Annotated in this window: 11 protein-coding genes; 5 read left to right on the top strand and 6 right to left on the bottom strand. The window is 70.6% G+C overall.

Features of this window, described 5'->3' with window-relative positions; genetic code table 11:
- Positions 1–53: 53 nt before the first annotated feature.
- The 4 genes from HZ992_RS06400 (at position 54) to HZ992_RS06385 (ending at position 3534) form a co-directional block, all read left to right on the top strand.
- A complete protein-coding gene (locus HZ992_RS06400; RefSeq protein ID WP_209385837.1) occupies positions 54–602 on the top strand; it encodes a TetR/AcrR family transcriptional regulator in 549 nt (182 codons plus the stop codon).
- Positions 603–671: 69 nt separating this feature from the next.
- A complete protein-coding gene (locus tag HZ992_RS06395) occupies positions 672–2144 on the top strand; it encodes an Ada metal-binding domain-containing protein (RefSeq protein WP_209385836.1) in 1473 nt (490 codons plus the stop codon).
- Entirely contained in the window at positions 2141–2650 is a 510-nt protein-coding gene (locus tag HZ992_RS06390; RefSeq protein ID WP_209385835.1) for a methylated-DNA--[protein]-cysteine S-methyltransferase, read from the top strand. Before HZ992_RS06395 ends, HZ992_RS06390 begins: the two co-directional genes overlap by 4 nt.
- Complete coding sequence (locus HZ992_RS06385; protein WP_209385834.1) at positions 2647–3534, top strand: DMT family transporter; 888 nt, start codon at positions 2647–2649, stop codon at positions 3532–3534. Before HZ992_RS06390 ends, HZ992_RS06385 begins: the two co-directional genes overlap by 4 nt.
- Here the strand turns inward: HZ992_RS06385 and HZ992_RS06380 are convergent.
- The 3 genes from HZ992_RS06380 to HZ992_RS06370 are packed head-to-tail and all read right to left on the bottom strand — an operon-like array spanning position 3524 to position 10341.
- The gene (locus HZ992_RS06380) at positions 3524–5752 is read right to left on the bottom strand and encodes a UDP-N-acetylglucosamine 2-epimerase (protein ID WP_209385833.1); all 2229 of its coding nucleotides are present in this window, start codon (positions 5750–5752) and stop codon (positions 3524–3526) included. The genes HZ992_RS06385 and HZ992_RS06380 overlap by 11 nt on opposite strands.
- 45 nt (positions 5753–5797) lie before the next feature.
- Positions 5798–8614, bottom strand: coding sequence for a formate dehydrogenase subunit alpha (gene fdhF, locus HZ992_RS06375; RefSeq protein WP_209385832.1), 2817 nt, complete (start codon positions 8612–8614; stop codon positions 5798–5800).
- Positions 8611–10341: an NADH-ubiquinone oxidoreductase-F iron-sulfur binding region domain-containing protein gene (locus HZ992_RS06370; protein WP_209385831.1), complete on the bottom strand. Its 1731-nt coding sequence runs from the start codon at positions 10339–10341 to the stop codon at positions 8611–8613. The genes fdhF and HZ992_RS06370 overlap by 4 nt, the downstream gene beginning before the upstream one ends.
- Positions 10342–10390: 49 nt before the next feature.
- Between HZ992_RS06370 and HZ992_RS06365 the strand changes: the two genes are divergently transcribed.
- Positions 10391–11467: a substrate-binding domain-containing protein gene (locus HZ992_RS06365; protein WP_371816822.1), complete on the top strand. Its 1077-nt coding sequence runs from the start codon at positions 10391–10393 to the stop codon at positions 11465–11467.
- A 15-nt stretch (positions 11468–11482) separates the two neighbouring features.
- Here HZ992_RS06365 and nadE read toward each other — a convergent pair whose 3' ends face one another.
- Genes nadE through HZ992_RS06350 form a run of 3 tightly spaced genes read right to left on the bottom strand, consistent with a single transcriptional unit; the run spans position 11483 to position 14319 of the window.
- Complete coding sequence (gene nadE / locus HZ992_RS06360; RefSeq protein ID WP_209385829.1) at positions 11483–12472, bottom strand: NAD(+) synthase; 990 nt, start codon at positions 12470–12472, stop codon at positions 11483–11485.
- A gap of 28 nt (positions 12473–12500) precedes the next feature.
- Entirely contained in the window at positions 12501–12752 is a 252-nt protein-coding gene (locus HZ992_RS06355; protein WP_209385828.1) for an acyl carrier protein, read from the bottom strand.
- Between the two features lie 46 nt (positions 12753–12798).
- Positions 12799–14319, bottom strand: a complete 1521-nt coding sequence (locus HZ992_RS06350) for a class I adenylate-forming enzyme family protein (protein WP_209385827.1) — start codon at positions 14317–14319, stop codon at positions 12799–12801.
- Between the last annotated feature and the right edge of the window lie 3 nt (positions 14320–14322).

Here is a 14322-nt window from a genome sequence, read left to right as displayed (position 1 = left end):
TGAAAACCCGGGCTGCAGTCACCTCCGAGACACCGAACCGCAGGGGTGAGCTCGTGCGCGCCGCGGCACAGCTGTTCCGTGAAAAGGGCTTCGATGGCACCACGATCCGCGATATCGCGCGTGCGGTGGGCATGCAGTCGGGCAGTCCGTTCTATCACTTTGCCAACAAGCACGAGCTGCTGATGGCCGTGATGGAGGAAGGGCTGCGCCAGGGGCTCGAGCGCGCGCATGCCGTCCTCGGCGACGACGCACTGCCGCCGGCGCAGCGCTTCGAGCGCCTCGTGCGCACGCACTACGGCATCCTGCACGACACCGGCAGTGACTTCGTTCCCGTGATGCTGTACGACTGGCGCTCGCTGCCGGCGCCCTACCGGCGCCGCATCGTCGCGCTGAAGAACCGCTACGACACACTCTGGCAGAACACACTCGACGAACTTCACGCCGCCGGCCTTCTGCGTGCCGACCCGAAGCTCGCGCGACTGATGATCCTCGGCGCGATCAACTTCTCGGCGACCTGGTACCAGGCGAACTCGCGCAAGCGCGAACGCGTCGGACTCGACGAACTCGCCGCGCAGACCGTTTCGCTCGTCCTGCAGCGCTGATCCGGGCCACCCGGACGGCATGTCCGAAAACGGCCAGCGCCGGGCGGAGCGCTGGCCATAATCGACCGCATGACATTCGATCCCGACGCCGCCTACCAGGTGCTCATCGCCCGCGATGCGCGCTTCGACGGCCGCCTGTTCGTCGGTGTCACCTCCACCGGCGTGTACTGCCGGCCGATCTGTCGCGTGCGCACGCCGCTGCAGCGCAACTGCCGCTTCTTCGAGACGCCGGCGCAGGCCGAGGCCGCCTCGTTCCGCCCCTGCCTGAAATGCCGCCCCGAGATCGCGCCGGGCGCCGGGCTGCCGTGGAGCGTGATGGACGCGTCGCGCACGCTGGCGCGGCAGGCTGCGCAGGAACTCAACGCGCAGGCGGCCAGCGGCGAGGCGGCGTCACTCTCCGCACTGGCCGCGAAGCTCGGCGTCAGCGACCGCCACCTGCGCCGCATCTTCGCCGCCGACCAGGGCGTCACGCCGATGCAGTACCTGCAGACGCGCCGCCTGCTGCTCGCCAAGCAGCTGCTGACCGATTCAGCGCTGCCGGTCGCGCAGGTGGCGCTGGCCAGCGGATTCCGCAGCCTGCGCCGCTTCAATGCGGCGTTCGCCCAGCAGTACCGCATGAGCCCGAGCCGCTTGCGCGGCGCGGCCGGCGACGAGCCGGATCGCGCCGACGCGACGCCGGATGCGATCACGCTGACGCTCGCCTACCGCGCGCCGTTCGACCACGCGGCGCTGCTGCGCTTCGTCGCGCAGCGCGCCATCCCCGGCATCGAGGAGGTCGACGGCGCGACGATCCGCCGCACGCTGCGCGCCGGCAGTGTGGCCGCGCAGCCGGGTTGGGTGGAGGCGCGTTTCGACCCCTCGCGCGGCCGCGTGCAGCTGCGCTTCGCGCCGGCGCTCGCCGCGTCGAGCGCGCGCATCGTCGCGGCGGCGCGGCGCTGGCTCGACCTCGATGCGGCGCCCGCGAGCATCGACGCCGCGCTGGCCGACCTGCCCGGGCCGCCGGGCATCCGCCTGCCGGGCAGCCTCGACGCCTTCGAGCTCGCGGTGCGCGCCGTGCTCGGCCAGCAGGTCACGGTGGCGGCGGCGCGCACGCTGGCACGCCGCGTCGTCGAGCGTTTCGACACGCCGCTGGCCACGCCGTGGCCCTCGCTCGCGCGCGCGTTCCCCTCGCCGCAGGCCCTGGCAGAGGCCACGCTGGACAGCGTCGCCAGCCTGGGCATCGTGCGCACGCGAGCGAATGCCCTGATCGCCCTGGCGCAGGCCTGGCCCGGACTCGAAGCGGCGATGGCGTCGCCGGACGACTTCATCGCCGCGCTGTGCGAGCTGCCCGGCATCGGCCCGTGGACGGCGCACTACATCGCGATGCGGGCGCTCGGCTGGCCCGACGCCTTCCCGCCCAACGACGTGGCCGTGCTGAAGGCGATGCGCCTGCTCTTCGGCACGCAGAACCAGCGCGACGCCGACGCCCAGGCGCAGGCCTGGCGGCCGTGGCGCGCCTACGCCGTGCTGCGCCTGTGGAACAGCCTGGAGACTCCGACATGAGCACCCTCAGCGACACCTTGAACACCCTCTGTACCGCGCAAGCGCTGGTCGACACCCCGCTCGGACCGGTGCGCGTGGCGCGCACCGCCGCGGGCATCGCCGGGCTGTGGTTCGAAGGGCAGAAGCACCACCCGGGCGAACTCGAGGCACCGATGCGCCCCGACGACCCGCTGCTGCGCCGCGCCGCGCAGGCGCTGCAGCGCTACTTCGCCGGCGAGGCGGCCGCCTTCGATCTGCCGCTGGACCTGCACGGCACGCCGTTCCAGCGCTCGGTGTGGCAGGCGCTGCTGCGCATCCCGGCCGGGCGCACCTGCAGCTACGGCGAGATCGCGTCGGCGATCGGCGCGCCGCAGGCGGTGCGGGCCGTGGGCGCCGCCGTCGGCCGCAACCCCGCCTCGCTGGTCGTGCCCTGCCACCGCGTGCTCGGCCGCGACGGCTCGCTGACGGGCTATGCAGGCGGCGTGCAGCGCAAGCAGGCGCTGCTCGCGCTCGAAGGCCGCGGATGAAGACGTCCGATCTCAGCGAACTGGTCGGCCTCGCCGCGCTATGGGGCGCGTCGTTCCTGTTCATGCGCCTGGGCGCCGCGGAGTTCGGCCCGGTGGCGCTCTCCGCAGTGCGCGTCGCCGGCGCCGCACTGGTGCTGCTGCCGCTGTTGCGCTGGCGCGGCCAGGTCGGCGAGCTACGCCGCCACTGGCGCAGCATTTTCGTCGTCGGCATCACCAACTCGGCGCTGCCCTTCCTGTGCTTCAGCTACGCCGCGCTGTCGATCACCGCCGGCCTGTCGTCGATCTTCAATGCATCGACACCGCTGTTCGGCGCGGTGCTCGGCTGGCTGTGGCTGAAGGACCGGCCAAGCGGGCCGCGCATCGCCGGGCTGGCGATCGGATTCGCCGGCGTACTCGGCCTCGCCTGGGAGAAGGCCTCGTTCAAGCCGGGCGGATCCGGCTGGGCCATCGTCGCTTGCCTGGCGGCAGCGCTGATGTACGGCCTGTCGGCCAACTACACCAAGCGCCGGCTGCAGGGCGTGGCGCCGCTGGCGGTGGCCGCCGGCAGCCAGCTCTCGGCGGCACTGGTGCTGGCGTTGCCGGCGCTGTGGTGGTGGCCGGCGGCGATGCCCTCGGCGCACGCCTGGGCCATGGTGGCGCTGCTGGCCGTGCTGTGCACCGGCGTGGCCTACCTGATCTACTTCCGGCTCATCGCGCACATCGGGCCGGCCAATGCGATCACGGTGACCTTCCTGATCCCGGCCTTCGCAGTGCTGTGGGGCTGGCTGTTCCTGGCCGAGCCGCTCACCGCGGCGATGGCCGTCGGCTGCGCCGTCATCCTGCTCGGTACCGCGCTGGCCACAGGGGTGCTCAAGCCACCTCGATTCGCGTCGCTCAAGCGGTGACGCTGCTGCGCGCGCTGCGCCGCGCCTGCAGGAAGCCCGACATGTGCTCGGCGATGCGCGTGGCGGCGTGGCCGTCCCACAGTTCGGGCAAGCGGCCGCGCTTGCCGCCGTTGAAGATGCAGTCCCACACGGCACGCGTGGCCAGCGCCTTGTTGCGGCCGACGACGAGGTTGGAGCCCACCGCCACCGTCGTCGCGCGCTCCTGTCCGAGACCGATGGTCAGGCACGGGATCGACAACACGGTGGCTTCTTCCTGCACGTTCCACGAATCGGTGATCACGCAGGTGGCGTTGGACATCAGCTGTACGAGCGACGGGTAGCTCTGCGAGGGCAGCGTGGCGATGCGCTCGCTGGCGACGATGGCGTCGAGCTTGAAGCGCGAGAGCTGCTCGCGAGTGCGCGTGTGCATCGGCCAGACCAGCGGCACGTCGTGCGCGACGGCACGCATGATCGCGATCAGCTCCGACAGCACCTGCCGATCGCCCACGTTGGGCATGGCATCGAGGATGACCACGCCGTAGCCGTTGCGGTCGGACAGCAGGTTGGCGGGCAGGCCCAGGCGCTCACGCGGATTGGCCACCGGCAGCTTGGTGCGCAGGGCGATCTGCAGCGCGTCGGCGAGCGGGTTGCCGACGAACTGGATGCGCTCGCTGGCGACACCTTCCTGCGCGAGCTGCTGGTTGGCCTGCGGCTCGGCGGTGTAGAGAACGTCGGAGAGCTGGTCGGCCAGGCGCCGGGTGATGTCGGCCGCATCGGCGTTGCTGCCGCTGCGCAGGCCGGCACCCACGTGCAGCACCGGCAGGCCCTTGCGGCTGGCCACCAGCCCGCAGGACAAGGCCGCGTCACTGCCGTCGAACACGATCACGGCGGCCGGCTGGCAGTGGTCGACGACGAACTCGAAGCGCTTCATCAGCTCGGCGGCCCGGCCGGCATAGGTGCCCCCGGCGATGCCCAGGCTGACCAGCCGGCCGGCCACGTCGAGGCCGGCGAACATGTCGCGATGCCGCTCGAAGGCACTGTTGGCGTAACAGCGCACCAGCAGCGTCACAGGCAGTTCGGGCCGGCCCGCGAGGGCATGCATCAGCGCTGCGGCCTTGACGTGCTCGCCCTGCCCGCCGACCACGCACAGCAGGGGGCGCGACTCCTCGCCACTGCGCAGTGGCGGCAACGCCGGCTGCGCTGCGCCGAGGGGCTCGCCGATGTCGACTTCCAGATCCACGTCGACGGCGGCAGGCGCCGGAGCCGGCGCAGGCGCCTTGACCTTGATCGGCGCCGAGGGGCGTGCGGGTGCGACGGCTTCGCGCAACACCGGCAACGCCGGTGCGGGAGATGGAGCCGGTGTGGCAACCGGTGAGGCTGCGGCAGGCGGCGCCGCCGCAGCGGGCGGCGGCGGTGCCGAGGTGTCGCCGATCTCGGCGCGCAGGTCTTGCGCCGTGGCGGCCACGGCCTCGACGTCGATCTTGACCTGCGACGACAGGAATCTCGACAGCATCAACCGGTTGCACAGCAGGTTGATGCGCCGCGGGATGCCGCCCGTCCAGCGATGGATCTCCTCGAAGGCGCCGGGCTCGAAGCTGGGAACGCCGCTCCAGCCGACCTTGGACAGGCGGTGGCGGATGTAGGCACCGGTTTCGTTCAGGCCCAGCGGCCCGAGGTGGCACTGCGCGCTGACACGTTCGCGCAGCGCCAGCAGGTCCCCCGACGCGACCAGGTCGCGCAGCTCCGGCTGGCCCACCAGGCAGATCTTCAAGGGCGCCCGGCCCGCGACCTTGCCCTTCTCCATCTGCACCAGCCAGTCGAAGGCACTGCGGTGCAGGTTCTGCGCCTCGTCGACGATGAGGACGGCGCGGCGCCCATCCTGCGTCAGCGTGGCCAGGAAGTTCTGCAGGATCTCGTTGAGCGCACCTGGCGAATCGGCATTCGCCGGCAGTCCGAAGGACAGCACGAGGCTGCGCATCAGCTCGGTGTCGTCGAGCTGCGTCGTCAGCACCTGGCCGACCACCAGCCGCGAGGAGTCGAGCTCCGCCAGCAGCGTGCGCACCAGCGTGGTCTTGCCCGCACCGATCTCGCCGCTGACGACCACGAAACCTGTCGGGTCGGCCAGCCCGCGGCGCAGTGTGGCCAGGGCCTCGTGGTGGCCCTGGCTGTCGAAATAGAAGCTCGGGTCGGGGCTGAGCTGGAAGGGCGGCCCGCTGATCCCGAAGTGGGTCTCGTACATCCTACGAGTATGCCCCGGGCTCGCCCCGGCCCCGATCCCTCGAACCTATCCCGGCAGCGCGAAAGCTCGCACCGCCGTGACTTTGAAACCGGGAATTTTCCCGAAAGCGTCGAGCGCCGAACCGGTCAGCTTGTTGGCCGCCGCCTCCCAGTAGGCGAAGGGCACGAACAGGTGGCCAGGGTTCACCGCCCGCGTCACCTCGGCCACGCCTTCGATCGCGCCGTGGCGCGACTCCACCCGCAGCGCGCTGCCGTGCACGGCGCCCAGGCGCTGCGCATCGTCCGGATGCAGGCTGATGGTGGGCACCGGCGCCAGCGCGTCGAGCACGCCGGCATGGCGCGTCATCGCGCCGGTGTGCCAGTGTTCGAGCACGCGGCCGGTGGAGATCACGAACGGGAACTCGCTGTCGGGCTGCTCGGGGCCGGCCACGAAACGCGCCGGCACCAGCATCGCGCGACCGTCGGCGGTCGGGAAGTTCTCGGTGAAGACGACGGCGTGGCCCGGCTGGTCCTCGCGCTCGGCGGGCGTGACGACCGCATCCTCGCGCACCAGGCGGCTCCACGGCACGCCGGCCAATGGCTCCATCACGGTGCGCATCTCCTCGTAGACACGTGCCGTCGGCGCCTCGGCCGCGGCATGGCCGTCGCCGTCTTCGGCGCGCCAGTAGTTCCAGCCCAGGCCGAGCCGGCGGCCGACCTGCTCGATCGCCCACAGGTCCTGGCGCGCCTGGCCGGGCGGCTTGAGCGCCGGGCGGCCGATCTGGATCAAGCGGTCGGTGTTGGTCACGCTGCCCCACTTCTCGGCGAAGGCCGAGGCCGGCAGCACGACGTCGGCGAGGATCGCCGTCTCGGTGGCGAAGATGTCCTGCACGACCATGTGCTCGAGGCGCGCCATGGCGGCGCGCGCATGGTCGAGGTCAGGGTCGCTCATCGCCGGGTTCTCGCCCTCGACGTACATGCCGGTGATGCGCCCGGCCGCCGCCTCCTTGATGATCTCGACCACCGTCAGGCCCGGCTCGCGGCCGAGCGGCGTGCCCCACATCGCCTCGAAGTGCGCATGCGCGTCGTCGCGGACCACGCGCTGGTAGTTGGGATACATCATCGGGATCAGCCCCGCATCGCTGGCACCCTGCACGTTGTTCTGCCCGCGCAGCGGATGCAGCCCGGTGCCCGGGCGGCCGATCTGGCCGGTGAGCAGCGACAGCGCGATCAGGCAGCGCGCGTTGTCGGTGCCGTGCACGTGCTGGCTGACGCCCATGCCCCACAGGATCATCGAGCCCTTGGACGTCGCAAAGGCCCGCGCCACCTCGCGGATCGTGTCCGCTTCGATGCCGCAGATCTCGGCCATGCGCTCGGGCGTGGCTTCCGCGACCGAGGCTTTCACCGCCTCGTAGCCGTTCACGCGTGCCGCGACGAAAGCTTCGTCGACCAGGCCTTCGGCCACGATGACGTGCAGCATGCCGGTCAGCAGTGCCACGTCGGTGTCCGGCCGGAACGCCAGGTGCCATTGCGCGAAACGCGCCATCGGCGTCGCACGCGGGTCGGCCAGGATCAGGCGTGCGCCGCGCTGCACCGCGTTCTTGATCCAGCTCGCCGCCACCGGATGATTGGACGCCGGGTTGGCGCCGATGAGCAGGATGACATCGGCCTGCGCCACGTCTTCCACCGGATTCGACACCGCGCCCGAGCCCAGCCCTTCGAGCAGGGCAGCGACCGAGCTCGCATGGCACAGCCTCGTGCAATGGTCGACGTTGTGCGTGCGCAGCCCGGTGCGCACCAGCTTCTGGAACAGGTAGGCCTCTTCGTTGCTGCCCTTGGCCGAGCCGAAGCCGGCCAGGCGGCTGGGCGTGCCGGGCGGCGTGGTGTCGCGGATGCGCGCCAGGCCGCCAGCGGCGAGGTCCAGCGCCTCGTCCCAGCTCGCCTCGCGGAACAGCGCCGCGAGCGACAGCTCGCCGCGCTTGAAACGCTCGATGTCGGCCGGGTCCTTGGCCACGCCGGCACGGCGCACCAGCGGCGCGGTGAGGCGGCGTTCGTTGTGCACGTAATCGAAGCCGAAGCGGCCCTTCACGCACAGCCGGCCATGGTTGGCCGGGCCGTCGCGGCCGGTGACGACGTGGATCTTCTCCTCGCCCTGGTCGTCGTGGCCGACGTGCAGCGTGAGCTGGCAGCCGACGCCGCAGTAGGGGCAGACCGACTCGACCTCGCGATCGATCTTCGCGAGGCCCGCGCCGCGTGCGGGCATCAGCGCGCCGGTCGGGCAGGCCTGCACGCACTCGCCGCAGGCCACGCAGCTCGACGCGACGACGGCGTCGTCCTGGTCGAAGACGATCTTCGCGTGCGCGCCGCGCATCGCCAGGCCGAGCACATCGTTGACCTGGATGTCACGGCAGGCGCGGATGCAGCGCGTGCACTGGATGCAGGCGTCGAGGTTGACCTCGAAGGCCGGGTGCGAGGCGTCCTTCGCCACCGGGGCGCGACCCGGCAGGCGGCCGCGCGGAACCTTCCACTTGTCGGCCCAGAACAGCAGTTCCGACTCGTGGGTGTGCTCGGCGCTGGCCGCGCCGGCGTCGCTGGTGAGCAGCTCCAGCACCATCTTCTGCGCGGCCACGGCGCGGTCGCTGGCGCTGTCCACCGCCATGCCCGGCGTGGGCGTGCGGCAGCATGAAGGCGCGAGCGTGCGTTCGCCCTTGACCTCGACGACGCAGGCGCGGCAGTTGCCGGCCGGTTCGAGGCCGTTCTTCGCGCACAGGTGCGGAATGCGCACGCCGGAACGCTTGGCGACGTTGAGCAGCGTCTCGCCCGGTGCCGCGGCCACCGTCTTGCCGTTGAGCGAAAACTCGATGAAGTCGACCGGCTTGTTCATTTCGCCCCCAGCTCGTGCGGGAAGTAGCGGACCACGCAGTCCACCGGGTTCGGCGCGGCCTGACCCAGGCCGCAGATCGAAGCGTCGCGCATCACCTGCGAGAGCTCGGCGAGCAGCGCCGTGTCCCAGCGGTCACTCTCGATCAGCGCGCGCGTCTTCGTGGTGCCGGCACGGCAGGGCGTGCACTGGCCGCAGGACTCGTCCTCGAAGAAGCGCATCAGGTTGCGTGCCGCATCCACCGCGCGGTCGACGTGGCCCGCGCTCTTGCTCAGCACCATCACCGCCGCCGAGCCGATGAAGCAGCCGTGCGGCTGCAGCGTGTCGAAGTCCAGCGGGATGTCGGCCATCGAGGCCGGCAGGATGCCGCCGGAGGCGCCGCCGGGCAGGTAGCCGTACAACTCGTGACCCTCGGGCAGGCCGCCGCAGTATTCGTCGACCAGCTCGCGCAGCGTGATGCCGGCCGGCGCCAGCTTGACGCCCGGCTCGCGCACGCGGCCGGACACCGAGAAGGAGCGCAGTCCGTGGCGGCCGTGGCGGCCGTGGGACGCGAACCACTGCGGGCCGCGCTCGACGATGTCGCGCACCCAGAACAGCGTCTCGAAGTTGTGCTCCAGCGTCGGCCGGCCGAACAGGCCGACCTGCGCCACGTAGGGCGGCCGCAGCCGCGGCATGCCGCGCTTGCCTTCGATCGACTCGATCATCGCGGACTCCTCGCCGCAGATATAGGCACCGGCGCCGCGGCGCAGTTCGATCTCGGGCAGCCCGGCCACCGGCGGATCGGCGCGCAACGCGGCGAGTTCGCGTTCGAGCAGCGCGCGGCAGCCGTGGTACTCGTCGCGCAGGTAGACGAAGATCCTGTCGATGCCCACCGCCCACGCGGCGACCAGCATGCCTTCGATGAAGCGGTGCGGGTCGCGCTCGAGGTAGTGCCGGTCCTTGAAGGTGCCGGGCTCGCCCTCGTCGATGTTCACCGCCATCAGGCGCGGCGCTGCCTCGGCGCGCACAATGCGCCACTTGCGGCCGGCCGGGAAGCCGGCGCCGCCGAGGCCACGCAGGCCCGAGTCCTCCATCGTCTTGATGACCGATTCGACGTCGCGCGTGCCGGCGTGGCAATCGCGCAGCAGGCGGTAACCGCCTTGTGCCTGGTAGGCCGTCATGTCGAGCGCATCGGGGAGTGCGTCGTGGCGCTGATCCTTCTCGACCAGGGCCTGCACCGTGGCGCCGTCGGCCCGCGGCACGGCGCGCTGGTGCACCACCGCCACCGGAGCCTGTTCGCAGCGGCCCACGCAGGGGGCTTCGAGCACACGCACCTCGGCGCCGAGCAGCTTCGGCAATTTTGCCAGCAAGTCCTGCGCGCCGGCCAGCTCGCAGGACAGGCCGTTGCACACGCGCACGGTCAGCTTCGGCGCGGCGGCGAAGCCGCCCTGTGCGTCCTCGCGCACCACGTCGAAGTGGTGATAGAAGCTCGCCACCTCGTAGACCTCGACCTGCGAGAGCTTTAGCAACTGTGCCAGCGCCGCGATGTGGTCGCTGCGCAGCTGGCCGTGGCGGTCGTTCAGGGCATGCAGGTGCTCGATCAGCAGGTCGCGGCGCAGCGGCATCGCGCCCAGGGCTTCGTGCACCTCGTCGAGCGTGGAGGTGGCCACGCTGCGGCCGTTGCGGCGGGCCTGCTTGCGGCGCGGCAACTGGTCGCTGACCTTTTGCAGCGGAATGGCGGTCGTGTTCATGGGCCGGCAGGGTACGGCCGGGACCGCGGCACAATATGTTCCGGATTGCATAATGAACATCACCCTCCGTCCCCAGTGGGACGTGGGCCCGCCCGGCGGCGCCCGCGTCGATACCGCCGCCTTGCTCGCGCTGCTGGCCGGCGTGCAGGAGACCGGCTCGCTGGCGCAGGCCGCGAGGGGTGTCGGGCAGTCGTACCGGCATGCCTGGGGCCTGGTGAAGGACGCCGAGTCGCTGTTCGGCGCGGCGCTGATCGACTCCGGCCGCGGCCGCGGCTCCACGCTCACCGAGCTGGCGCACAAGCTGATCTGGGCCGACCGGCGCATCGCGGCGCGGCTGTCGCCGCTGCTCGAATCGCTGGCCTCGGAACTCGAGCGCGACCTCGACCGCAGCCTGACGCCGCTGCGTTCGGCGGTACGCATCGACGCCAGCCACGGCTTTGCCGTCGCGCGGCTGCTCGAGCAGATGCACGCCTCGCAGTTGCCGGTCGAACTGCGCTACCGCAACAGCCTGGAGTCGGTCGCCTCGCTCGCCCGCGGCGACTGCGACCTGGCCGGCCTGCACGTGCCGATCGGCGAGTTCGAAGCCCACGCGCTGAGACGCTACATGCGCTGGCTGCGCGCCGACACGCATTGCCTGGTGCACGTGGCGGTGCGCACGCAGGGCCTGTTCATCGCGCGTGACAACCCGAAGAAGGTGCGCGGCATTGCCGACCTGACCCGGCCCGACCTGCGCTTCGTCAACCGGCCCGAGGGCTCCGGCACGCGCGTGCTCACTGAGCTGCTGCTGGAGCGCGAACACATCCCGGAGAGCGCCGTGCTCGGCTTCGACGACACCGAGCTGACGCATGCCGCGGTGGCGGCCTACATCGCCAGCGGCATGGCCGACGTGGGCATCGGCGTGCAGACCGCGGCGCAGCGTTTCGGCCTGCACTTCATCCCGCTGCTGCGCGAGCGCTACTTCTTCGCGCTGCGCATCGCCGGCCTGGAGCAGCCGCACGTGCAGGCGGTGCTGGCCATGCTCGGATCACCCGCCTCACGCGCGGCGATCTCGTCGCTGGCGGGTTACCACGCGGCCGAGACCGGCCGCATCCAGCGCCTGGGCGAGGCGTTCGAACGGCTGCCCTGACAGGCAGCGCGTCGCTCAGGCGTGCACTTGCGGGATCGGCTCGACCAGCTCCGGCCGTGCGTGCAGATAGTGGGTGGTGCGGCGCTTGGCCTCGATGTCGCCGTAGATGCGTTGGGCATGCGCTTCGTCGATGCCCAGCGCCTTGGCCAGCTCGGCGGCCGGCCGGCCATGGTTGTGCGCCCACACCGCCAGGTCCATCTGCGCGTAAGGCAGCGCGAAGTAGAACTCGTCCTGGCCCTGCGCGAGCGTGTAGGTGTCGGTGGTGGGCACCGCGTTGCACACCTCTTCCGGCGCGCCGAGGTGGCGGGCCATCGCGTAGACCTGGGTCTTGTACAGGTGCGCGATGGGCTTGAGGTCGGCCGCGCCATCGCCGTTCTTGACGAAGAAGCCCTGGTCGTACTCGAGCCGGTTGGGTGTGCCGATGACAGCGTAGTTCAAGCGGTCGGCATGGAAGTACTCCATGGTCTTGCGAATGCGCTGCTTGAAGTTGGTGGCCGCCACGATCTGCAGGTATTCCTTCACCGGCAGCCGGGCTTCGTGCATCTGGCCGTCGGGCGACTGCACCACCAGCTTGAAGAAGTTGATGCCGCGCTCGGTGCCGCCGGCGATGACGATCTTGTTCTTCCAGCCATCGCCGTAGGCCGGGAAGACACGCCGGATCGCCTCGTCGCGCTTCTCGTAGCAGCCCAGGCCTTCGAGAGCCGGCGCGATGTCCTGCACCTCGTACGAGATGCCCAGGTGCTCGGCGAGCATCCGCCCGCGGTGCGAGCTGAAGGAGCTGGAGTCGCGCTCGGGCAGCAGCAGGCCGAAGACCTTCTTCGGGCCGAGCGCATGCACCGCCAGCGCCGCGCAGGCCGAGCTGTCGATGCCGCCGGACATGGCCACGACGATGCCGCGGCGGTGCAGCTTGTTGGACAGGGTGTCGACCATCCAGCGGCCGATGCGGTCGGCCTCGGCGGCCAGGTCGATCTTCAGCACGTCGGGGCTCAGGGTGGGTTGGCTCATGGCGCGGTCCTCGTTCGTGTTTTCGGTTTCAGGCTGCGAGCTTGCGCGCGACGAAAGCGTCGATCGCGTTGAGCGAATCGAGGTTCTCGGGAACCATCTCCTCGTCCTTCACGGCGATGCCGTAGGTCTCCTCGAGGTGCGAGATCAGCTCGAGAAAGCCGGTCGAGTCGAGGATGTGCAACTCCATGAAGGAGTCGCCGTCGGCGAACTTCGTGCCGTTGCTGCCCATGATGAAGTTGTCCTGGATGTACTGGCGCAGCGCGGCCTTGTGGTCTGCCATGAAGGTTCTCCTGTGATGATCGTGATGCGCCGACACGGTTCGGTGTTCAGCGCAGGTCCAACTTGCGGATTTTCCCGGAATCCGTGCGCGGCAGATCGTCCATGAACACCACCGATTTGGGGGCCATGTAGCTTTCCAGCCTCGCAAGGCAGTGCCGGATGACGTCGCGCTCGCTCATGGCGACGTCGGGCTTGAGGGTGACGAAGGCCTTCACGGCCTGGCCGAGCAGCTCGTCAGGCACGCCGATGACGGCACAGTCGAGCACGCCATCCAGCGCATAGATCGCGTTTTCGACCTCGCGCGGCGCAACTTTCTCGCCGCGGCTCTTGATGATGTCGTCGCCTCGGGCGACGAAGTAGAGCCAGCCTTGCGCGTCGGTGCGGAAGATGTCGCCGGTGTACAGCACCCGCTCGCCCTCGATGCCACCGGGCTTGAGCCGCTCGGCGGTCTCGACCGGCTTTTCCCAGTAGCCGCGCATGACGTGGCTGCCACGCACCACCAGTTCGCCGGTGGACCCGTTCGGCAGCCGCCGGCCGAGTTCGTCGACCAGCCAGCATTCCTGGTTGGGCATGCCCCGGCCCACGCTGGTGGGACGGATCGTCAGCTGCTCGGGCGGCAGGAAGCTTATGCGCTTGCACTCGGTCATGCCGTACATCGAGAAAAGCCGCGCGCCGGGCAGCAACTCGGCCAGCCGGCGCACATGTTCGTCGGGCAGCGCGGCCGCGGCATTGGTGACGATGCGCAGCGCCGACAGGTCGAAGCTGGCGAGGTTGGACAGGCCGAGGATCGACGAATACAGCGTCGGCACGCCGGGGAACACGGTCACCCGCTCACGGGCCAGGTTCTCGACCACCTTGACCGGGAAGGACACCGAGCGCTCGAGCACCAGCGTGGCGCCCAGGCCCAGGGCCATCAGCACGTGGTAGAGGCCGTAGCTGAACGAGGGCGACAGCGCCAGACCGATCACGTCGTCCTCGCGAAAGCCGATGTAGGCCTGCACCGAGCGCCAGGCGCTGCACATGTTCAGGTGCGTGAGCATCACGCCCTTGGGCACGCCGGTGGTGCCCGAGGTGTAGATGATGGCGGCGAGGTCCTGGTCGATCAGCTCCGGCGAGCGGGAACCGTCGCCGGCGGCCGCGCCTGTCGGCCAGCCGAGCACGCGGTCGCCGCCGGCCTGACCGCCCTGCACGACACAGCTGTGCACGCTGGCGCTGCGCTCGAGTGCGTCCTGCCAGACCGGCTGCAGCCTGGCCTGTGTGAGCAGCGCCGCGGCGCGCGTATCGCCCAGCATGTAGGCCAGCTTGTCGGCCTTGGTCAGCGGCGAGATCGGCATGAACACCGCCCCCAGCCGCAACACCGCATGCACCGCGACGGCAAACTCGACACTGCTGTCGAGGAACAGCGCCACGCGGTCGCCGTGCTCCACGCCGCGCCTGCGCAGCAGCGAGGCGAGCGCATCGACGCGCCCGGCAAGGTCGCCGTAGCTGACACGCTCGTCGCCGCAAACGATGGCGGTCTTCGCCGGCAGCCGGGCGCAGCTCGATTCGAAGGCGTGGTGCAGCAGCATGGG

Origin of the sequence: Rhizobacter sp. AJA081-3 (genome assembly GCF_017795745.1) — a bacterium.
Classification (GTDB): domain Bacteria; phylum Pseudomonadota; class Gammaproteobacteria; order Burkholderiales; family Burkholderiaceae_C; genus Piscinibacter.
The sequence above is the reverse complement of the archived record's forward strand: the minus strand, read 5'-3'. Positions and strand labels throughout refer to the sequence as shown.

Excerpts from the sequence above, each read along its gene's own strand:
- HZ992_RS06395 (WP_209385836.1), top strand. The coding sequence starts at position 672 with ATGACATTCGATCCCGACGCCGCCTACCAGGTGCTCATCGCCCGCGAT.
- HZ992_RS06390 (WP_209385835.1), top strand. The coding sequence starts at position 2,141 with ATGAGCACCCTCAGCGACACCTTGAACACCCTCTGTACCGCGCAAGCG.
- HZ992_RS06385 (WP_209385834.1), top strand. The coding sequence starts at position 2,647 with ATGAAGACGTCCGATCTCAGCGAACTGGTCGGCCTCGCCGCGCTATGG.
- HZ992_RS06380 (WP_209385833.1), bottom strand. The coding sequence starts at position 5,752 with ATGTACGAGACCCACTTCGGGATCAGCGGGCCGCCCTTCCAGCTCAGC.
- fdhF (WP_209385832.1), bottom strand. The coding sequence starts at position 8,614 with ATGAACAAGCCGGTCGACTTCATCGAGTTTTCGCTCAACGGCAAGACG.
- HZ992_RS06370 (WP_209385831.1), bottom strand. The coding sequence starts at position 10,341 with ATGAACACGACCGCCATTCCGCTGCAAAAGGTCAGCGACCAGTTGCCG.
- nadE (WP_209385829.1), bottom strand. The coding sequence starts at position 12,472 with ATGAGCCAACCCACCCTGAGCCCCGACGTGCTGAAGATCGACCTGGCC.
- HZ992_RS06355 (WP_209385828.1), bottom strand. The coding sequence starts at position 12,752 with ATGGCAGACCACAAGGCCGCGCTGCGCCAGTACATCCAGGACAACTTC.
- HZ992_RS06350 (WP_209385827.1), bottom strand. The coding sequence starts at position 14,319 with ATGCTGCTGCACCACGCCTTCGAATCGAGCTGCGCCCGGCTGCCGGCG.